Consider the following 20,904-nt stretch of genomic DNA (forward strand, 5'->3'; position numbering starts at 1 on the left):
ATTAACAGGATAATATCAGAAAATGTTCCATGTAGTCCTACCGATCAACATCTCGCCGACATTAGAATACGGTAAGAATCTATGCTGCTGGCCCTTAGCGGCACTATCTTTGTGGCCGGTTGCCTCATGTGGAATAAATTTATAGAAAATGTTGACCACCTGCCAGGAATTATCTGGAATTTATCGCTGGCAGGCATTGCTGTACTGGCTGGATTACTGATCAAGTACCTATTGGCCTTTTTCGTGAGGAAATCGGTGAAGAAATCGAATGAGTTTTCGCTGATCCAGAGTATACTGCTAAGGTTAGGAAAAGCCTTTAATTATTTTCTGCCAGTGCTGTTGCTCAATATGAGTATTCCCTTGATGCGCCTCAACGAAAAGTATAGCCTGCTATTGAGCAGGATCGCTGAAATAGCGCTTACCATTGGCTTCGCGGCTATTGTTATCGGTGTGGTACATGTAATGGAAGATTATATCTACAGCACTTATGATCTGAAGAAGACCAATAACCTGAAGGAACGTAAGATCAGGACACAGCTGGAGTTTATACGAAAACTACTGATAGGCATCATACTGGTGGTAACTGCCTGTATTATCCTATTGAGCTTCGATAGCATGCGTAAGCTGGGCGCAGGTTTGCTGACAGGTGTGGGTGTAGGCGGTATTATCATTGGCTTTGCCGCACAGAAATCGCTCGGCAACCTGCTGGCAGGTTTTCAGCTGGCATTTACACAGCCCATCCGCATAGATGATGTACTGGTGGTAGAAGGAGAGTGGGGACGCGTAGAAGAAATCACCTTAACTTATGTGGTGGTGAGCATATGGGACCAGCGCCGGTTGATTCTCCCTATTAATTATTTTATAGAAAAACCTTTTCAGAACTGGACAAGAAATAGTGCGGAAATTTTGGGTACTGCATTTTTCTATTTGGATTATAATGCGCCGTTAGACCCCATCAGGGCAGAGTTTGAGCGTATAGTAGAAGCATCTTCGCTGTGGGACAAGCGCGTACGAACGATGGTAGTCACCAACATCACCGAACGAACAATGGAGGTACGTTGTTTGATTAGTTCAGTCAATTCAGGGAATGCTTTTGACCTGCGTTGTATCATCCGGGAGCAGCTGATGAAATTTATCAAGGATAATTATCCGGAGAGTTTACCTAAAACGAGAGCCGACCTGAACGATAAAGAAATGCCCCGTATAGGTTAAACCGTTATGGTGTTTTTTTCGTATATAAATCCACCGCATAGATACAGTGAGGTATATATTTGCGGTGGATTTATAATTTCACTTATGAGACTAAGCTGCTATATTGCTATGGGCCTGCTGGCCATGGCATCGTGTAAACCTCCGTTGGATCGTGTTACTCGCCTTGAAAATCTCCCTGTTCACCAGGTTACGGTGAATACCAGCCGTGATACCACCTTGCAATTGCCAGAAGGCTTGAAGGTCCATATCCCTGCTGGGGCATTATCATCTAAAAATAAGGAAGTAAAACTGGATCTCATGGAAGCCTTGACGATCGCTGATATGATCAAATCCGGGCTTACTACCACCAGTAACGGCCATCTGCTGAGCAGCGGCGGGATGTTTGTTATTTTGCCAGCTAAGGGTGAAGAAATAAAAATCGTACAGCCGTTAACGGTAGAGATTCCGTCTTCCAAGATTTCTGATGGCATGCAAATCTACCAAGGTGTGATGCAAAACGGCCAAATGAACTGGATGTATCCGACACCTATTGTGGATAGCAGTATTACATCTGCACCACAAGCTACACACATAGAAGAAGTGTCCCATATAACGCGTACGGATCTACGTACTGCTGATACCATCTCTGATTCAGGAAAACATAACACGGCCACTGAAGTTGAAAATAGTACAGCCCCAAAAATGACTTACAATACCATTAGAATTAGCAACTTTGGTTGGAAAGATATTGATGTAGAAACGCATAATTTGGCTGCTGCAAAAGCTTGCAAACTAAGCGTGTCATTGACGCAGCCGGCTGATTCGTTCATCCACATTTTTCTTATAATACCCGATTACAGAATCTTATCTACAGGTAGATTATCGGGAGATGGTAAATCGTGTGGATTTTATGACATAGACAGCAATTTACATCTTCCCATGAATAAATCTGCCTATATTATAGCTACCGGAGAAACAGGCAGCAAGTTTTATTTTGGGAGCACTGCCTTTGTTACAGACGAACATCTTGATTTAAAACTGGATGTTAAGGAGTCTGACCCGAAGGTGTATGAAGAAACCATCGCGAAGATTTGCGCTGATAAAGGGTTGGCTGCGGAGGGGAAGGTGAAAAACGATCCTGCGCCTTTACTGAAGCCAGCAGATAATGCCGTTAACTAAGATACATATTTATTGAGAATAACAGTTGGCTAAAGGTAGTAGTAGTGTTAAAGTCAATTGTTGAAAATATAATTAGTAAATATTTATCGATAGTATTTCGGGTAATGCTTTTTATTTATAAGCAATTCTTATCTACTATAAAACCGGATTGACTGTAACAAGATCCTCCGTATAACCGTTTAAGTAAGGATTGCAAACATCGAATTTCAGGAAATACTATTGATCAGGTAGATGATCAGAAATATACTCATCAATACGATAAAATACGTCAGCAGTGTGATCAGCCCAGAGGTATGATGATAGCTGCCAGTTTCCAGCTCTTTTTTAACCGTGAGATATCGTTTGTAGGAGAAGACAGCGATCAGCATTCCGGCTATCACGATAATGATGCCAGCTATGCCGGAATAGCCATGTGTAGGGATGCTGTAAGGTTTGCCTAGCGCCAATGAGATCTGTTTGATAAATAGCGTGAACTTAACAACGACGAAACCAAATGCCATCATGCCAACGGCAGTACGAATCCATGCCAGGAATGTCCTTTCATTGGCCAGGTGATCATTAGGTCCACCTTGTTTTCCCTGCTCCATGTTTAACGTTATTTTATGTTAATGTATAGAGAAATTACTGAATTTCAACGATTCAGACAAATGGCTGGCGGGAATATTGCCGTACTTAGATTATGGAGTAATAAGAATTACAGATTTGCATGAGAAAGGGAATTTACTATACAGGCACCAGCGGCCTGGTATTACCATTTAAAAACAAGGCATTCTTTCCGGAAGAATTCAAAGGGATGAGTCGCCTGGAAGTATATGGTAAGCTTTTTAATTCTATTGAAATTAATAGCTCCTTTTATAATTTACCTATGCCTAAAACCATGGAGCGTTGGGCTGATAGCGTGCCTGAAGATTTCAAGTTCAGTTTTAAATTATGGCAGGGAATCAGCCATGCGCGCGATCTTAATTTTTCACCGGAAGATGTTCATCGGTTTTTGCAGGTAATCAATCATGTGGGAGCTCATAAAGGTTGTTTGCTGGTGCAGTTTCCGCCATCGCTGCGCGCTGGCGCCTTTCCTAAGGTGAAAGAACTGCTGGAAATATTAAGCACTGCTGATGAAGATCAATCATGGCAGATAGCGCTTGAATTCAGGCATCAATCCTGGTACCGTGATGAAACCCGCGCCTTACTTGAATCCTACAAGGCAATTATGGTGTACCACGACAAAAGTCAGGGCGCCATTACCTTGGATGATCAGGAACAAGCTGCGATCTATGTGCGCTTTCATGGGCCGGAAGGTAACTATCGCCATAGCTATGACGATAGTTACCTGTATGAATATGCGCAATATGTGCGGGAATGGCTGGATGCGGGAAAAGACATATATGCCTATTTCAACAATACGATCGGTGATGCAGTCAACAATCTGCAAACGCTAAAATCGTATGTGCTTACCCGTTAGTGGGCTTTATTTACTTCCGGGATAATATCCTTGCCAATTAATTCAATAGAATGCAACAACTTTTCGTGGGATAATTTTGCATTATCCATCTGAAAGGTGAGTCGGGAAATGCCGCCTAATGCTTCGGCGTGGCGCAGGATTTTTTCCGCTACTTCTGCCGGGCTGCCCACCAGCAAGGCGCCTGTAGGACCAGTTTGCGCATCAAACTGTGATCGGGTAACAGGTCCCCAGCCTCTTTCATGGCCTATCTTGGTGAAGGTTTCTGCATATCCCGGAAAGAACTCGTCCCGGGCTTGCTGAGAAGTTTCAGCGATATAGCCCAGAGAATGCAATCCTACTTTTAATGTCTCCGGTGCATGTCCGGCCTTACGACCAGCCTCACGATACAGATCGATCAATGGGCGGAAACGATGTGTTTCCCCACCAATAATAGCTACCATCAATGGCAAGCCCAGCGTGCCTGCGCGGGCAAACGACTGCGGCGTGCCTCCCACGCCCAGCCATATAGGAAAAGGCTCCTGTACAGGACGAGGATAGATGGCTACATCTTGAAGTGGGGCTCTGAACTTACCTTTCCAGCGTACCTGCTCACTTTCGCGGATGGTAAGTAATAAATCTAATTTTTCTACGAAAAGCGCATCATAATCGTGGAGGTCATAACCAAACAGTGGGTATGCCTCTATGAAAGAGCCGCGCCCTACCACCATTTCCGCGCGGCCATGAGAGATGATGTCCAGCGTAGCAAAGCTCTGAAATACCCTTACTGGGTCGGCGGCGCTGAGCACTGTTACCGCACTTGTGAGCCTGATGTTCTTTGTTTGGGCAGCAGCAGCTGCTAATATCATGGTAGGCGCCGAATCGAGGAACTCTTTGCGGTGGTGTTCCCCAATCCCGAATACATGAAGCCCTGCCTGGTCAGCCTTGACGATCCTGGCCAGGAGGTTATCCATTTCTTTCATGTCTGCCGCGGCGTCATGACTGCCGCTTTGTGATTTTGTGGCAGCAAAGCTGTCTATACCTATTTCCATATCTGGTGATTTCTTAACTAATTCTATTTATCAGACAGCCATCGAGGCAAAAATGTTTGCTTAACGGATAAATTTCTTCAAAGCTGTGATAGCGCTGTGATGCAAACCATGATGATAAATGCAGAAGGTCACCGCGTCATCGATATTGGAAATAGTATATCCGAAGGAGGTGGTCCAGGTGGTATAGTTGTTTAGAATACCTTTATTGTAATCGTTTTCCAGGTTATCAATGGTGCTGACCATCAGTTCTTTGATCAGGGTGATGGTGGCTGCATCAGCTGGAGTTTCGGGGCGGGTGCCTCTTTTGAAAGCCTGTACCAGCTCATTGGATACGATGGAAGTCTGGCCAGTAGCATTATACAAAATCATAGCGTCTGAGGCGATCAGGTGTCCGAGATTCCAAATGATGTTATTATTAAATCCTGCCGGGATTAAATTCAACTGTTCTGCTGAATAGTCGTCAAACAATTGCAACGCCTTGATGTTGGCTTTCCTGAAGAGGTCAATTCTTGTGTTCATAGTGAAAGATAGTTGTAAAGTGGATTACAGGTTTGTAAGGTAAGGATAATACTGCGCGCGACAAAAGACAATAAATGCCCGGGAACTGCCAGCAGCTCCTAAGTACAGATAAATGATGTTGTCGGTCTTCTTTCTTAAAAACCTACTACAAACAAGTACCACATGGTATTGGCCCTGTAATCAGCATGTAATGTATAATTATAGCCCAGGGCTTTGAGCATATCCATTACAGGCAATACCGGCGCGAAAGACGCCCAGCTGAAATATACTTTTCCACCTGGGAGTATATGGTCGTTAGCTGCGGTGAGGAAGCGTTTGAGCATACTTAGCGGAGGCGTATCCTTGCTCCATATATCATCCAAAATGGGCAGGTTGCCGAATATATAGTGGAAGCGGCCTTCTACGCGGTCAAAGATATCTGTCTGCAATGTGAGTACGCTATCCAGGTGATGCTGCTGACAATTAAAGCGGGTATTTTCCAGTGCCTTCACGCTTACATCTGTTGCTACGGCTTGTTTAGCCCCGTTTTTCATGGCGGTAATACTGATGATGCCAGAACCACATCCTATGTCCAGGATCGTACAGCCCTCTACGTTGGGCATGTGCTTTAGCAGGAGAGAAGTGGAATTGGTGAGCTGTGGATCAGGAGCGAATACGCCATCCTTTACCCAGATAGGAATGCCATTATTCGGTAGTTCATAATCCGGATGATGCAGCAAATACTTCCACGGTACCGGTTTTTTGCAGATGACCATTATCTTTTGGTAGATCCGAAATGGTTTGTGTTGCAGGTTTTCGGCAAGCCAGGAGGTGATGTCCTGCTGATGCTGGCGGTAAGCATCCGGGTACTGATCGAAGAAGAGCGACAAAGAATTAAACAACGACGTATAGTCGTGGTAGTGAATACTCGCTGGTATCGTGAAAGTGATCGGTTGAAAATCCGCTACAGCATTGGTGAGGCGGCCAGCAGAGGGCTCATACTGTTTGTTGATCTGCTGGTAAAAGAATTGTTTCAATACGCCATAATCGCCTTCCTGGCCGTTGACGACAACGATGATCATGCCATCATCGGATAAGGCGTCGTACATTTTCTGAATGGCTTTGCGCTGGTCTTTGAAATAGTAAAAGACATGCGAAGCAATGATGACATCATATTTCCGGGAAAGCTCTACCTGTTCCCAGTCTTGCTGCAACAGCTCTACACCATTTGGTAGTTTTAAGTTAATGTTATCATTTTCGACGATGGTGTATTGATGAAATTGTTCTAAAAACGCCCTTGAAAAAACCGGCTGCGTGCCAGCGCCGATTTCCAGACAGGCCTGGCGTGGCTCTCTGCCAAGGATTTTGTGTATAGCGTCAATGATGACGGGCTTTTCGTCAGATTGGTCCAGGAAATTGTTGAACCACTGGTGATTGAATGGCATAGCGTCCGGGGTCATAGTAAGATTGTTTATATGGAATATCGGTCAAAACCCTGCAACAGCTCCTCAGTTTTGCTACAGAAATGCTACAAAATCTCTTAATACTATTGCTGTATAAAACATCCAAATCACTCCTATCACATGAAGTCAATTCTTTCCATCTGCTGCTTACTGGCCATACAGGCGGGCAGCGCTGCCTATGCGCAGGAGCACCCTTATAAGGTTGCCAATACTTTTCATATCAAAAGTGAAGGGGGCTGGGACTACCTCGCCGTACATGAAAGTAAATTGTACGTATCCCATGGCACACAGGTTATCATCCTCGACAAAGCAAAAGGTGATTCTGTAGGCGTTATCCCTAACACTACCGGGGTACATGGTATCGCTTTTGCTAACGGAAAGGGCTATACTACCAATGGCAAACTGAATAACCTTTCTGTGTTTGATCTGAAAACAAACGCTGTTTTAAAACAGGTGGCAGTAGGTGAAAAACCAGATGCTATTATGCTGGATGGCTTTAGCGGTCACCTGGTGGTATGTAATGGACGCAGTAGTAATCTCAGTATTGTGGACCCTGCAACAGACCAGGTAGTAGCTACTATCCCGGTAGGAGGCAAGCCTGAAACAGCAGTATCTGATGATAAAGGCCTCGTGTATGTAAACCTGGAAGATAAAAACAGTATAGCCGTAGTGGATATGAAAGCAGGTAAGGTAATTAGTACCTGGGCTTTATCTGCCGAAGGCCCAACAGGACTGGCATTCGATAAACAAAGCCGTCGTTTGTTTGCCGGTTGTGATAAAGAGCTGGTAGTATTAAATGCGGATAATGGCAAAGTGGTCACTAAGTTACCTATTGGTGAAGACTGTGATGGCGTGGCATTTGACGCTGCTACTACCACCATTTTTGCAGCCAATGGCAGCGGTACCGTTACTGTTATCAAAGAAGAAGCGCATGATCGTTTCAAGGTAGCACAGACGGTTACTACTAAAAAAGGCGCTCGCACCATTACCCTGGATCCTGAAACACATATCGTTTACCTGCCTACTGCTGAGTTCCAGACAGGTAGCTTCGATGGCAAACGTCCGCCAATGATCCCTGGAACCTTCCAGGTGCTGGCTGTTAAATAAAATACAAACCGGGAAAATTTATTTTGGATTCTCATGTAGTCTACTATATTTGTGGACTATTAAGCACCATTTAAATTTTCCCGGTTATGTCCAAAAAGCCTTTACATTTCGACACCCTACAAGTACATGCTGGTTATCAGCCTGACCCCACCACTCATTCGGCAGCAGTACCTATTTACCAAACTACCTCTTATACTTTTGATAGCGCGGACCATGCTGCGGACTTGTTTCAGTTGAAGCAGTTCGGGAATATCTATACCCGCATCATGAACCCTACAACGGATGTTTTTGAAAAGCGCGTAGCAGCATTGGAAGGTGGAGTAGGAGCGTTGGCAGTGGCTTCCGGACAGGCGGCCCAATTCATTGCCCTGCATAATATCTTATTGCCGGGCGATAACTTCGTGACTTCTTCCTATCTATATGGCGGTACTTATAACCAGTTTAAAGTGAGCTTTAAACGTATAGGCGTAGACGCGAGGTTTGCAGACCTTGATAAGCCGGAGACTTTTGAAACACAGATAGATGAAAATACCAAAGCAATATATGTAGAAACCATTGGTAATCCTGGTTTTGCTATTCCTGATTTCGAAAAGCTGGCGGCCATTGCACGTAAGCACGACCTGCCACTGATCGTAGACAATACCTTTGGCGCAGCGGGTTACCTGGCAAGACCACTGGAACATGGCGCCAATGTAGTAGTACAGGCAGCGACCAAATGGATTGGCGGTCATGGTACAAGCATTGGTGGTGTTATTGTTGATGGCGGTAATTATAACTGGGGCAATGGCAAATTCAAACAGTTCAGCGAGCCGGATGATGCATACCACGGCATGAAGTTCTGGGAAGTATTTGGCGACCATAGCCCTTTTGGAAATATTGCTTACATCATTCGTGCGCGTGTAACAGGATTAAGAAGCTGGGGGCCTGCATTGTCGCCACAGAACTCATTCTTGTTCATCCAGGGCCTGGAATCGCTTTCCCTGCGAGTACAACGCACCGTAGATAATGCACTCAGACTTGCACAATGGCTGCAGGAACAGCCACAGGTGGAATATGTAAACTATCCGGGACTTCCAGGAAACAAATACCATGAGCTGGCGAAGAAATACCTACAAAATGGTTTTGGTGGTGTGCTGAGCTTCAAAATTAAAGGGGGTACTGCCGCTGCCGACAAATTCGTACAGTCGTTGCAGTTAATCTATCACCTGGCGAATGTGGGCGATTCCAAAACACTGATCATCCACCCTGCCACTACCACACACCAGCAGCTGAGTGAAGAAGAGCAACGTAAAGCAGGCGTGGAGCCAGGCTTACTGCGTATATCCCTGGGCGTTGAACATATTGAGGATATTAAAGATGATATTGCGCAAGCTTTTGCTGCATTATAACATAAAGTTGTATTAAGGTTAAAGCCGTTTCCATTTCATGGAGGCGGCTTTTTATTTGTATATTTATCTAAACCTATACGCGTAGGAAAACGCTCCCTCTACTGATACTATCGCTGGCTATATGCATAGCCTGTAACTCTTCCCATAATAATAACAGTGCAGATTCGACATACATTACCGATACCACTAAAGCAGTTAATGTCAAAAAAACACAGGAGGATGATAATCTCTTTGCAAAGGATGAGTTACAGCAATTTTATCAGGAAGCCCTGGCGAGGATGAAAGGAACGCGTATTGATACTTTGGTTATGATAGACACTAATGTAGTACAGATCGCCATTTATCATCATTGTATCGAAGGTAGTAAAGTGGTGGTGCCGAAGAAGTATGTAGTGTTATATCATCTCGATAAATTCGAGAGCTGCCAATTCCAATCAGATATTAAAGTGGCCGTGAATGGTGATCCAGTGCTGGATACAATTATCACCAAAGCGCAATTTACGGAAGCGATGGAACCGCATATTCAACAATATGCTACATTATTGGCGCCTTATCTCTACCTGAACAAAGAATATAAGCTGGAGTTGCATTACAGTCTTTCCATACCATTGACTGACCTGGGAATATCACTGGAGAAGCAATTTCAATTAAAGCACTAATAGCACTTATTTCTTTCTTGTTTTCACTTCCTGCATATTTTCACTGGCCCACGCAGCCAGATTATATAGATGTGGTTGAAGGCTCCGACCTTTGTCTGACAGGCTGTATTCCACACGGGGTGGTATTTCAGGATAAACTTCCCGAATGATCAATCCATCTTCTTGTAAATTTTTTAGTGTAGCCGTCAGCATTTTTTGTGAGATGCCATCAATGACGTCAAATAACTGATTATAGCGTAGTGGCGTTTCCTGTTGCCCAAGAGTGAGAATGATCATAGTGGCCCATTTATTCCCTATGCGTTCGAATACCTCTCTCACCGGACAAAAATCTACCTGCTCTTTATTTCTGGAAAAAATTTTCATGGTAATTCTTTGTATATCAACAATGCACACCTCCAGGTGCGTAACCTACTTTTGTGTGCCTTATTGTTTGATTATCAGTGTATTAATAACTTTGAATTGTAAAGGTACGACATTAACCTGCGCAGGAATATCTTACCACATCGATTGTTCAATATTAAAATACTGAATCATTTACATGCAACTTACATATCGTATTACTAACTGGCTTTTTATTGTTTTGATGGTAATCACTTCCTATACGGATTTCACCAGAATGGCGGTTGTGGCCGATGCTGTTCGACATCTGGGATACCCGGATTATCTGCCATTGCTGATAGGTACCGGAAAGATAATCGGTGCTATCATCCTGGCTGTTCCTGGTACTTACAGACTAAAAGAATGGCCATATGCTGGCTTTTCGGTACTATTTATCGGAGCGGCGGTATCCCATGCAATATCCGGAGATAGCATCGCTAAAGTAACGGGGCCACTATGGATGGAGCTATTACTGATGGCCTCTTATGTGGCTTGCCGGAAAGCTTACAAGTTATCATGATGACAGGAAAGCCGCACTGGTAAAGACTTAGTGCGGCTTTTATTTTTGCAGGGAGGAATAATTGGCATGATTTTTTACCTTTGTGGCCTACCTATATCAGGAATTACTATATGTCAACTAACAGAGGGGAATACTCGCCGGGACTACATTTGCTCGCAACCATTTACAGCCAACGAACTACATTGCTTAAGGAAGCCACCGCATGGCATGCCTTTATCTGCAATATCATCGCTGAAGAAGACCTGACAGATGTAGGAAATAACGTACATAACTTTCCCAATGGCGGATTCACCGCTGTGTATTGTTTGACAGAATCACATATTTCCATTCATACCTGGCCTGAATACGGTCTTTGCACCTGTGATGTTTTCCTGTCTAACTTCAGGAGAGACAACAGCGATAAAACCACGCGCATCATGGAAAAGATCCGCCTGTTTTTTGAGGCAGACCGTATTGAAATGCAAAGTGTAAAAAGATAAATGGAATCATCCCTGTAATTATGAGCCAACTGCAAGATCAATTTGTTTGTCCGGAGTGTAAGGCCCGATACCCGCTATTAGACGCTATCAATTCGGAATATTACTGCTGTCCCAAATGCTTCAACGTTTCTTCTATAGCTTTCAATCAGGCAATTGGGAAGTTAGGCCCGTTGATTGGCGAAATTCATTTGCCTATAGGCAGCAAAGGGTCTCTCCTTGGGCATGATTTTATCGTTGTCGCCATAGCCGTACGTAATGAGGTAGGCAGCACCTATAACTGGCGCGAGTATACGCTGATGCGTATTAAAGATAAAAGGAAATTCTTTCTGGCAGAATATGATAACCACTGGAACCTGATGGAGCTGGTATCATTTTCTGGCAAACTACCCAACCTGCAACACTATAATAGTGGTAACCTTCAATATGATGGCCGCCGTTATGATAAGCATAGCCAGTACATGGCAAAGTACAAATTTGCTTCAGGAGAGTATGACTGGAACCTAACCAGGCCTTCAGAAATGCGTTGTGTGGAGTTTATCAACCCGCCGCATACCCTGGCTTTTGAATTTGATCCTAATGATAAGGAGCCCTCTTCCGCATTTCATGGCACCTATCTTACGCGGAAGGCTATTTATAATGGGTTTCAACTGGAATTGGAGCTGCCTTCACCGATAGGAGTAGCGCCAGCACAGCCTACACCTTTAGGGGTTAATCCCAGAACTTTTGGTTGGGGGACCCTGCTCTTTACTGCGCTGGTCATCATTTTGCAGATCCTGTTTAATATGTCAGAAGCAGATCGGCTGGTATATCATGATGCGATGTATATCGATTCTACCAGGTCGAATATACCACAGGTAACACCTTCTTTTGAATTGACTGGAAGGCCTGGGGCTATGGAGTTACAGATGAATTCCAATACAGAGAATAACTGGGCGGAAGCCAGTGTAAGCCTGGTAAATGAAAATACAGGTAAAGAAGAACTCTTTGCGCTGGGTAATGAATATTATAGTGGCGTAGACGAAGGAGAACGTTGGAGTGAAGGCTCTAACAGTACTACAGAGCATATGTGTCATATTGTTCCTGGCAAATACCACTTTGTGATTACCGCCAGCAGCGGGCAGTCGCAGGTGCCTGTCCGAATAGAGCTCGCCATGTTCTGGGGCGTTCCCAGCTATTGGAATGCAATGTTCATCAGCATAGTTATGCTGCTGATAGCTGTTGCCTTCTTTGGGTTACATAAATATTATGATAACCGCAGATGGGGATATAGTCAGTTTAGTAGTAAAAGAAGCCTGGAAGATTCGAGTATCATTTTAACACCTAAAACATCTTTATAAAGATGATCAAAGATATTTTGCAACAGAAGACATTCCTGGTGATAGCGGCCATACTGTTGTTATTGCTCCTCCTCAGTAATTACAATGGATACCGTATTTGTAACTGTGCCACCACGGATAAGTACACTCCGGGCGAGGCCCGCAGTGGTGGCCGTACTACAGGTGTTCATCATTTTTATCATAAATAGTTCGCGTAGTTGTATCGCTGGTAATAATTAAAATTAGTATAGTGGAAATATTGTTGTTGATTTCGGTTTTTGTGATCGCTACCTGCGGACTGATATATGAACTGATAGCTGGGACACTCGCCAGTTATCTGCTTGGCGACTCTGTGACGCAGTTTTCTACCATCATCGGAGCCTACCTCTTTGCGATGGGTATCGGTTCTTTTTTCTCCCGTTATTTTAAGAAAGATCTGCTAAGCTGGTTTGTGCAGCTGGAAATTTTGGTGGGACTGGTAGGAGGCATCAGCGCTGCGCTGTTATTCTGCTTGTTTGAATCGGCGGCCTCTTTTAGATTTTTGCTGTACTTGCTGGTAGGATTAACGGGTATTCTCGTTGGGCTGGAAATACCGCTGCTCATGAATATCCTCAAGAACAGGTATGAATTTAAAGACCTGGTGAGCAGGGTATTTACTTTCGATTACATTGGCGCTTTGCTGGCGTCCATTGTATTTCCTTTATTGTTGGTGCCTTATCTGGGGTTGATCCGCACGGGATGTTTTTTCGGCATTCTAAACGTAGTAGTAGCAATTGTAGTGCTGGTGCGGTTTAAAAAAGAGGTGGCCTGGGCTGCTTATTTGAAAGTGAAATCAGTACTGGTGATTATTTTACTTACCATCATTTTTATAAGTGCTGGTAAGATAATGACCTGGTCTGAAACACAGGCCTTCCGTGATCCTGTGATCTACGCATTATCCTCTCCCTATCAGCGTATCGTACTTACAAAAAGCAAGGGCGATATGCGTTTATACCTCAACGGTAATTTGCAATTCAGCGCCATGGACGAATACCGCTACCATGAAGCGCTGGTGCATCCTCCTATGATGTATGCCGCGGAACGCAAGCATATCCTCATTCTAGGCGGTGGCGATGGAATGGCTGCCAGAGAAATACTGAAGTACCCGGAAGTGGAAGATATTACGCTGGTAGACCTGGACCCCGCCATGACAAAGCTTTTTACGACTAATAGCATGCTCACAAAATTGAACAACCGTTCTTTGTTGTCCAACAAGTTAAAAGTTATCAATGCAGATGCATTTCAATGGCTACGCAGCAACCAGCGGCAATTTGATGTGGCAATTGTGGATTTTCCAGACCCTGGAAATTATGCGGTAGGTAAATTATATACGACTGCTTTTTATAAACAATTGAATAATGCCTTGCATAGTAATAGCGTGGTGGTGATACAATCTACTTCGCCTTTTGTGGCACCAAAAGCTTTCTGGTGTGTGGACACTACGCTGAAAGCTGCTGGCTATCACACGCTTCCTTATCATACTTATGTGCCGTCCTTCGGTGAGTGGGGGTATGTAATGGCGGCACCGCAGCCTTTGCAGGTAAAGCATAAAGACCTTCCTATCGGCTTGCGCTATTATGCAGCAGATATATTCCCGCAGATGCGCACTTTTTCTGCGGATATGGCCGAAAGAAAGGTAGAAGTAAATCAGTTGAACAACCAGGTGCTGGTACAATATTTTGAAGATGAGTGGGGCAAATTCCAGGAATAATACGATCAGCAGAACGGAGTTTCTGCGTTATATGGGCATCATTGCCGGCAGCACCATCACGGCATTGCAGTTTGATGCCTGCAATAGCCCGGAAGATAAATACAGTCACATCAGCGGCCGTATTGTGGGCGCCGACGCCAAAGCAGGACATATGTTCCGCGATGGCATCAAGGCCATTCCTACTGTTACTGCCGAAATAGAAACTGTTATTGTCGGTACAGGTATAGCAGGACTGGCAGCCGCCCGGACGCTCAATAAAGCTGGCAAAGCTTTTCGTGTCCTTGAACTGGAAAATCATGCCGGTGGAAACGCTTCCTATGGCAGTAATCAGTATAGCCGCTATCCGTTAGGCGCGCATTATCTGCCACTGGTAAACCTCGACAACAAACCTTTGCTGGAATTACTGTCAGAAGCTGGTATCATCACTGGTTTCAACGATAAGGGAATTCCTGTTTATAATGAGCCTGACCTCTGCGCTGATCCTATGGAACGTTTATGGATCAACGATAGATGGCAGGATGGGCTGATACCACAGTTTGGCGTAGGTGAGCAGGCCGCTGGAGAAATAAAGCGTTTCCTGCAGCTGATGGAAACGTATAAGCAGACAAAAGGGAAAGACAATAAATATGCGTTTGATATTCCTATGATGGAAAGCTCCAGGGATGCGGAATTCTTGCAGCTGGACCAGCAGACCATGGCGCATTTTATGTCCAGGCAAGGTTTTTCCTCGGCGGAATTATTATGGTATGTGGATTATTGTTGCAGAGATGATTATGGTGCTGGAATGGATAAAGTCAGTGCCTGGGCGGGCATACACTATTTTGCCAGCCGCAAAGGGAAAGCCGCTAATGCTGAGAGTTCCCAGGTACTCACCTGGCCGGAAGGCAATGGTCACCTGATGGAATACCTGCTGCAGTTCGCAAAACCCAGTCTACAAACAGGCTGTATCGTCTATAAAATAAGTCGCCACAAAAATAAAATTCATATCGATTATTGGGATACGGCCAAACATCAGGCAGGGCGGTTGATTGCAGCCAACTGTATTCTGGCGGTACCACAATTCATCGCGTCGCGTTTATTGGGTACAACGTCTCCTATACCTGAACAATATTCACCTTGGCTGGTGGCTTCCATGGTGCTGGACCATGTGCCAGATGCGATGGGACGCGGTCTTTCCTGGGATAATGTATTTTATAAAGGAAAGTCACTGGGCTACGTATATGCACAGCAACAGCAACTGGCAGGCATTTACCCGGAAAAACAATTGATTACCTATTACCTCCCACTGGATCAACTGGACCCGGTGGAGTCAAGGAAATATGCACTGAACCTGGCTTTTCCGCAATGGAAGAAACTTATCGTAGATGATCTGGAAACAGTGCATCCAGGCATTCATAAACATATTTCCTCCCTGGAAGTTTGTCTTTGGGGGCATGCGATGGTTAGGCCGGTACAAGGACTCATTTCCGGACGGCTACTATCACCGAGGTTAGCTCTGGAAAACTTCCCCGGCGTATATTTCGCGCATTCCGATCTCAGCGGGATTTCTATTTTTGAAGAAGCTTTTTACCATGGAAACAATGCAGCAAACGCCATTATTAGGCGCAACAACAGCTAGCTCACAGCCATGGGTATACGCTGCATGGCTGGATGGTATTTTTATTTTATCACCACCCTTTGTGGCGCTGTTGATCATCGCTTTCAACCCCGCTATGTTTTCTGGTGCCAATGCTACCGTAAATACTGCCTGGTGGCTGGTATTGGTGATATTGATAGATGTAGCGCATGTATATGCAACTGTTTACAGAACCTACTTTGATACTGCGGCGGTAAAAGCAAATCGTTTGTTGTTTTATGGAATGCCCGCATTGGCATATGTAGGGGGAGTGGCGTTATATTGCTGTGGCCCCGGCGTATTCTGGCGGGTGCTGGCTTATTTGGCGGTGTTTCATTTCATACGTCAGCAGTATGGTTTCCTGAGGATATATGTCAGGAAAGACTTACAGGCCAGGTGGATGCAAAAGATAGATACAATAGCTATTTATGCGGCCACAGTGTATCCATTGTTATATTGGCATTTGAAGGGCCCGAGGAATTTTGACTGGTTCATGAAAAATGATTTTTATTATTTCCATCATGAAAGCTGGCTGAAAACTTTGACCATTGCATATTTGATAGTGCTGATAGTATATGCTTGTAAAGAGATAATGTTGTTTGTTGCAACCAAACAGATTAACATCCCAAAACAGTTGCTGGTACTGGGTACCATCAGTTCCTGGTATTTTGGCATCGTTTATTTTAACGGCGATTTGGCCTTTACATTGCTCAATGTAGTATCTCATGGGATACCTTATATGGCGTTAGTTTGGGCGTATGGCCGTAAACGTTATTATGCGCCATCGCAGCGTAGTGGCTTTCTATCATTGGTTTTTAGCAATTACGGCATATTGCTTTTTATCGGCATTATCGCATTATTTGCCTACGTTGAAGAAGGCTTCTGGGATAGCTGGATGTGGCAGGAGCATGGAAGTTTGTTTACCTTGTTCAGTGAAATGCAGCCACTGGAAAGCAATTGGGCCATCATCTTATTAGTGCCGCTCTTAGCCATGCCACAGTTTACCCATTACCTGCTGGATGGATTTATCTGGAAGATAAATAAGGATAAATACAATTGGAAGGATAGTACCTTACAACCGTAATGGTTATACGAAACCCTGGGTGGAGCTGCTTGGTTTCCCCACCGCAGGGCATTTACAGCAATATCTTACATTTTAATAGGCAGCATCCACCAATGATCTGCCAAGCACGCGCATAAAGAGATCTTCGTTTAATAAGTCTTTGATAGATTTAATAATAAAATCAGGGGCGTACCCGAAATGGGCCAGGTCTTCTTCTTTAGTAACACCTGTCAAAGTGAGTATGGTCGTGAATCCCATGGATCCGGCGCCGAGTATATCGGTGCCCATGGTATCGCCGATCATGACAGTTTCGTCTGTTGTAAGTTGTAATGTTTTGCGTGCCATGCGCATCATGACAGGACTAGGTTTTCCGACGCTGAAGGCTTTTACACCACTGGCAGATTCCAACATGGCTACCAATGCGCCGCAGCCCGCACGATATTTTCCATCTGCAACGGGGCAGTTAGGATCCAGGTTGGTAGCGATCAGCTTAGCGCCTTTCATGATCATGTTGATGGCTTTATCTACCGATTCCAACATGATTGTACGGCCTTCGCCAATGATTACATAATCTGGCTGGTCATCTACGATAGAATATCCCGCATTATATAATTCAGTAAGCAATCCGCCTTCGCCGATAACATAGGCGGTACCGTTTTCTTTTCTGGAAGCTAGGTATCTCGCGGTAGCCATCGCACAGGTGAAGATATCTTCTGGTTCTACCTCAAACCCAAGTTTATTGAGTTTGTAGCATACGTCTCTGCTGGTTCGCTGGCTATTGTTGGTGAGGAAGAGAAAAGGTAATCCCTTTTTTCTGAGGCCGTTAATAAAATCTACTGCGCCCGGAATAGGCTCGCTGCCTTTGTAGATTACACCATCCATGTCGATAAGAAATCCCTTTTTTTTCATAGCAATTCGATGTTGGTTAATAGCTTATGTAAATGATAAATATGAACTACCCGAATAACTATGGAAAGAATAAAGGCGAGTATGCTGCGTAGATACAGCAGAAATGGGGAACAGATGTACTGTTGTTTTAACAGTTACTAAGATAGTATCTTTTTCCTGTATCTCAATATGAATTTTTTGAGAAGATGATAATTTTATTATCGTATAGTCATTAACGTTAGAAATAGAATTATAGCGCAATGGGTTTTACAGCTATTAATATGAGCTCTGGTGTGCTGCCATTGAGCATATGTTGTTCGTAATATAATGAAAACCCTTGTTGCTGTAGTAAAGGGAGAATATCATTTTTATGATGATAATAAATCATTAAGGTATCACCGGCGGAAGATGTTTGTAAAGCAGACTGCTGATATTCGCCTTCCATGGTGCTGATGTAGAGGTATCCACCAGGTTGCAGGCGATGGAATGCCGCATGAATAAAGGCCGCAACGGCATCCTGATCCAAGTAGGGAAGCGCAAAGCCACAGATGATCGCATCAACAGTAGTATTCATCGCTGCCACATTACGTATATCCGCTACGGTGAATTTCGCCGTTGGATTGTTGGCTGCGGCGAGTTGTACCATGGCAGGTGCGAGATCAGTGCCTTGCCATTGCAGGTCCGGCCGGCGTGCCAGCATATAACGCGCAATATTGCCTGGGCCGCAAGCCACGTCCAGTATGGATGCTGTAGGTTTCAATAGTTGGCATAACTTATCCAGGCCATCACCATAATGACTGACATCCATATATTTTTCCTGGTAAGTTAAGGCCCTACGGTCGAAGACCTCGGCGGCGGCTGAAACCTTTTTCATAAATTTTTCTGCCTGAATATAGCAAGAAAAATGCAGGTATTAAAATCAGCTGGTTGCTTCAAATGCCTGATCATAGGCTACGGTACCTGATGGGGCAGCTCCTTTGAAAGTCAACGCCTGAAAGTATTCTGGCGGGACACCTGGATAGGCCAGATCAGCGACTACCTCAAATCCAAAACGCTGATAATATACAGGGTCACCTAATACCACACATCCGTTTGCATCGAGTACTTCCAGAATAGCCAGGGCCGCATTGATCAGGCTGCTGCCAATTCCCTGCTGCTGATATTCCGGCAATACTGATACCGGCCCTAAGCCGTACCAACCTTGTTCTCCGGAAGAAAGCTGCACAGGAGAAATAGCAACATGACCAATAATAACACCTTCTAAATCGGCAACTAAGGATACCGTCAATTGTTTATTCGTCCTTAATGCACGGACGATATATTGCTCCGTTCCACTTCTGTGTTCAGCAACAGCAAAGGCTTTGCGGGTAACTTCATGAATGGCGGCTGCATCATTTTCGGTTTCCTTCCTGATATTGTAATTGAGTGGTGTCATATAAATTTCTTTGAAAGATATAAAGCAAGATGGGCTATCCTGGTGTACTATCGCGATATTTAAAGATACTTTTATAAAACGGAAAACTAAAGCGATTGTTATAAATGACTTTAGGTTATTGTATATATCAGTAATAATTGCATATCATGAAATACAGCAGTATAGCCCATTACAGACGATCATTTTTATATCGATGATCATAATTTATCAGGAAGCCGAATGATTTTTATCCTAATCCACCGTGAATACTCACACCGATTATCATTAATACGATTAAAGTAATCACGACATATAATTTATCTTTTTCCAAAATAAATCCTATCAACGAAAATATTACACGTAAGATAGGAGTGGCAAAGAGCAGCATGATGCCCAATAATATGAGGGCAGAACCTCTGCCTGCTGCCAGGTCGCTAAACATGCTACCGAGGAGGTCCAATATGCCGTGGTCCTGCTCTTCAAATTTTGGATAATGTACAATGTCTTGCCCATGGCTACTCAGGTAGATGATGCCACCAATGATGGCAATCGCCATGGATGACCAAACGCCGTATCGGAGTAGCTTTCCGATGATGAGCTGGAGGTCTTTATCTTTCAGTGCTGGTTTTGTTGTTTCCATGTTAAGTCAGGTAATAGCGTGAATTAAATTTTACCGGTGGCGCCGTTGTAGATCATCTGCAAAGCCAGTAAGGTGATGACGATGCTGAAGAAGATCTTTAGTTTTTCCGGAGAGGAACGGATCAGGATACGCGCGCCAGCCTGTGCGCCCAACAGCACACCTATCATAACGGGCATGCATATACTAGGTTGTATATAACCCCGCTGCAGGTACACTACTGCGCTGGCAGTAGCAGTAACACCCATCATGAAGTTGCTGGTAGTGGTGGATACTTTAAATGGAATGCGCATGATATTATCCATCGCAATTACTTTCAGTGCGCCAGAACCTATGCCCAGTAAACCGGAGAGGACACCTGCAATGATCATCATACAAAACCCGCCAACTACATTTTTAGTACCGTAATGAATCACTTCCCCGGATGGTGTAGGATAGCTGCCGTACAGCTTTAGTTTCTGTGCCATCGGACTGGATTCCTGGAGGATATGCAATGCTTTTTTCCGGAGTGAGTTTACTGCCGAAAAAATGAGGATACAACCGAAAAGGATGGCGATGAAATGAGTAGGAGCGAAGGTGGCTATTAGTGCGCCAACTACGGCGCCTACGGTAGTGGCGATTTCCAGGAACATGCCGATGCGCATGTTGGTGATCCCTTCACGTACATAGGCCGCTGCAGAGCCGGAGGAAGTGGCGATAACAGATACTAACGCCGCGCCAATCGCATAGTGAATATCGACACCAAGGAATACGCTCAGTAAAGGAATGATCACCACGCCGCCGCCAAGGCCTGTGAGCGATCCTATCAGTCCTGCTGCACAGGCGCCGCCAAACATGATCAGTGTAAATACAAGAACAGTCATAAAAAAATA

At 44.4% G+C, this 20,904-nt stretch carries 23 protein-coding genes; 13 read left to right on the top strand and 10 right to left on the bottom strand.

Annotated elements, in window-relative coordinates; translation table 11 throughout:
• The first annotated feature begins 81 nt into the window (after positions 1-81).
• Both ACE38W_RS15115 and ACE38W_RS15120 read left to right on the top strand, forming a co-directional pair.
• Entirely contained in the window at positions 82-1,212 is a 1,131-nt protein-coding gene (locus tag ACE38W_RS15115) for a mechanosensitive ion channel family protein (RefSeq protein WP_375832078.1), read from the top strand.
• A gap of 84 nt (positions 1,213-1,296) precedes the next feature.
• Positions 1,297-2,370: a hypothetical protein gene (locus ACE38W_RS15120; RefSeq protein WP_375832079.1), complete on the top strand. Its 1,074-nt coding sequence runs from the start codon at positions 1,297-1,299 to the stop codon at positions 2,368-2,370.
• A 206-nt stretch (positions 2,371-2,576) separates the two neighbouring features.
• On the opposite strand, the gene ACE38W_RS15125 is transcribed toward ACE38W_RS15120, so the two are convergent.
• Positions 2,577-2,957, bottom strand: coding sequence for a YidH family protein (locus ACE38W_RS15125; RefSeq protein WP_375832080.1), 381 nt, complete (start codon positions 2,955-2,957; stop codon positions 2,577-2,579).
• Positions 2,958-3,076: 119 nt separating this feature from the next.
• Here ACE38W_RS15125 and ACE38W_RS15130 point away from each other — a divergent pair, with 119 nt between their 5' ends.
• Positions 3,077-3,829: a DUF72 domain-containing protein gene (locus ACE38W_RS15130; protein ID WP_375832081.1), complete on the top strand. Its 753-nt coding sequence runs from the start codon at positions 3,077-3,079 to the stop codon at positions 3,827-3,829.
• On the opposite strand, the gene ACE38W_RS15135 is transcribed toward ACE38W_RS15130, so the two are convergent.
• From ACE38W_RS15135 to ACE38W_RS15145, 3 genes are all read right to left on the bottom strand, one after another.
• Positions 3,826-4,857 (bottom strand): LLM class flavin-dependent oxidoreductase, encoded by a 1,032-nt coding sequence (locus ACE38W_RS15135; protein ID WP_375832082.1) that lies wholly within the window; start codon positions 4,855-4,857, stop codon positions 3,826-3,828. The two genes, ACE38W_RS15130 and ACE38W_RS15135, sit on opposite strands and share 4 nt — an antisense overlap.
• Before the next feature lie 60 nt (positions 4,858-4,917).
• Positions 4,918-5,376, bottom strand: a complete 459-nt coding sequence (locus tag ACE38W_RS15140; protein WP_375832083.1) for a DinB family protein — start codon at positions 5,374-5,376, stop codon at positions 4,918-4,920.
• Positions 5,377-5,510: 134 nt separating this feature from the next.
• Complete coding sequence (locus ACE38W_RS15145; RefSeq protein WP_375832084.1) at positions 5,511-6,815, bottom strand: methyltransferase; 1,305 nt, start codon at positions 6,813-6,815, stop codon at positions 5,511-5,513.
• Between the two features lie 123 nt (positions 6,816-6,938).
• Here ACE38W_RS15145 and ACE38W_RS15150 point away from each other — a divergent pair, with 123 nt between their 5' ends.
• The 3 genes from ACE38W_RS15150 to ACE38W_RS15160 all read left to right on the top strand — a co-directional run bounded on the left by ACE38W_RS15150 (position 6,939) and on the right by ACE38W_RS15160 (position 9,972).
• The gene (locus ACE38W_RS15150) at positions 6,939-7,925 is read left to right on the top strand and encodes a PQQ-binding-like beta-propeller repeat protein (protein WP_375832085.1); all 987 of its coding nucleotides are present in this window, start codon (positions 6,939-6,941) and stop codon (positions 7,923-7,925) included.
• A gap of 86 nt (positions 7,926-8,011) precedes the next feature.
• On the top strand, positions 8,012-9,313 hold the full coding sequence (locus ACE38W_RS15155; RefSeq protein ID WP_375832086.1) for an O-acetylhomoserine aminocarboxypropyltransferase/cysteine synthase family protein: 1,302 nt from the start codon (positions 8,012-8,014) through the stop codon (positions 9,311-9,313).
• Positions 9,314-9,621: 308 nt separating this feature from the next.
• On the top strand, positions 9,622-9,972 hold the full coding sequence (locus tag ACE38W_RS15160) for a hypothetical protein (RefSeq protein WP_375832087.1): 351 nt from the start codon (positions 9,622-9,624) through the stop codon (positions 9,970-9,972).
• Between the two features lie 6 nt (positions 9,973-9,978).
• Here the strand turns inward: ACE38W_RS15160 and ACE38W_RS15165 are convergent, their stop codons facing one another.
• On the bottom strand, positions 9,979-10,335 hold the full coding sequence (locus ACE38W_RS15165; RefSeq protein WP_375832088.1) for a winged helix-turn-helix transcriptional regulator: 357 nt from the start codon (positions 10,333-10,335) through the stop codon (positions 9,979-9,981).
• A gap of 175 nt (positions 10,336-10,510) precedes the next feature.
• Between ACE38W_RS15165 and ACE38W_RS15170 the strand changes: the two genes are divergently transcribed.
• The 7 genes from ACE38W_RS15170 to ACE38W_RS15200 all read left to right on the top strand — a co-directional run bounded on the left by ACE38W_RS15170 (position 10,511) and on the right by ACE38W_RS15200 (position 17,114).
• The gene (locus tag ACE38W_RS15170; protein WP_375832089.1) at positions 10,511-10,870 is read left to right on the top strand and encodes a DoxX family protein; all 360 of its coding nucleotides are present in this window, start codon (positions 10,511-10,513) and stop codon (positions 10,868-10,870) included.
• Positions 10,871-10,980: 110 nt separating this feature from the next.
• The gene (locus ACE38W_RS15175) at positions 10,981-11,349 is read left to right on the top strand and encodes an S-adenosylmethionine decarboxylase family protein (protein ID WP_375832090.1); all 369 of its coding nucleotides are present in this window, start codon (positions 10,981-10,983) and stop codon (positions 11,347-11,349) included.
• 20 nt (positions 11,350-11,369) lie between these two features.
• Positions 11,370-12,686, top strand: coding sequence for a DUF4178 domain-containing protein (locus tag ACE38W_RS15180; RefSeq protein ID WP_375832091.1), 1,317 nt, complete (start codon positions 11,370-11,372; stop codon positions 12,684-12,686).
• A gap of 2 nt (positions 12,687-12,688) precedes the next feature.
• Positions 12,689-12,874 carry a hypothetical protein gene (locus tag ACE38W_RS15185; RefSeq protein ID WP_375832092.1) on the top strand — a complete coding sequence of 62 codons (186 nt, stop codon included), beginning with the start codon at positions 12,689-12,691 and terminating at the stop codon, positions 12,872-12,874.
• 41 nt (positions 12,875-12,915) lie between these two features.
• On the top strand, positions 12,916-14,415 hold the full coding sequence (locus ACE38W_RS15190) for a polyamine aminopropyltransferase (RefSeq protein WP_375832093.1): 1,500 nt from the start codon (positions 12,916-12,918) through the stop codon (positions 14,413-14,415).
• Positions 14,390-16,033 (top strand): FAD-dependent oxidoreductase, encoded by a 1,644-nt coding sequence (locus ACE38W_RS15195; protein ID WP_375832094.1) that lies wholly within the window; start codon positions 14,390-14,392, stop codon positions 16,031-16,033. The genes ACE38W_RS15190 and ACE38W_RS15195 overlap by 26 nt, the downstream gene beginning before the upstream one ends.
• Complete coding sequence (locus ACE38W_RS15200) at positions 15,987-17,114, top strand: hypothetical protein (protein WP_375832095.1); 1,128 nt, start codon at positions 15,987-15,989, stop codon at positions 17,112-17,114. Before ACE38W_RS15195 ends, ACE38W_RS15200 begins: the two co-directional genes overlap by 47 nt.
• Before the next feature lie 72 nt (positions 17,115-17,186).
• On the opposite strand, the gene ACE38W_RS15205 is transcribed toward ACE38W_RS15200, so the two are convergent.
• The 5 genes from ACE38W_RS15205 to ACE38W_RS15225 all read right to left on the bottom strand — a co-directional run bounded on the left by ACE38W_RS15205 (position 17,187) and on the right by ACE38W_RS15225 (position 20,895).
• A complete protein-coding gene (locus ACE38W_RS15205) occupies positions 17,187-18,002 on the bottom strand; it encodes an HAD-IIA family hydrolase (RefSeq protein WP_375832096.1) in 816 nt (271 codons plus the stop codon).
• A gap of 229 nt (positions 18,003-18,231) precedes the next feature.
• Positions 18,232-18,855 (bottom strand): class I SAM-dependent methyltransferase, encoded by a 624-nt coding sequence (locus ACE38W_RS15210; protein ID WP_375832097.1) that lies wholly within the window; start codon positions 18,853-18,855, stop codon positions 18,232-18,234.
• 45 nt (positions 18,856-18,900) lie between these two features.
• Positions 18,901-19,416 (bottom strand): GNAT family N-acetyltransferase, encoded by a 516-nt coding sequence (locus tag ACE38W_RS15215; RefSeq protein ID WP_375832098.1) that lies wholly within the window; start codon positions 19,414-19,416, stop codon positions 18,901-18,903.
• Between the two features lie 226 nt (positions 19,417-19,642).
• A complete protein-coding gene (locus ACE38W_RS15220) occupies positions 19,643-20,035 on the bottom strand; it encodes a DUF1634 domain-containing protein (protein WP_375832099.1) in 393 nt (130 codons plus the stop codon).
• A gap of 23 nt (positions 20,036-20,058) precedes the next feature.
• The gene (locus ACE38W_RS15225; protein ID WP_375832100.1) at positions 20,059-20,895 is read right to left on the bottom strand and encodes a sulfite exporter TauE/SafE family protein; all 837 of its coding nucleotides are present in this window, start codon (positions 20,893-20,895) and stop codon (positions 20,059-20,061) included.
• Positions 20,896-20,904 lie beyond the last annotated feature (9 nt).

The sequence above is a fragment of the Chitinophaga sp. Hz27 genome (genome assembly GCF_042263525.1).
Taxonomy (GTDB): domain Bacteria; phylum Bacteroidota; class Bacteroidia; order Chitinophagales; family Chitinophagaceae; genus Chitinophaga.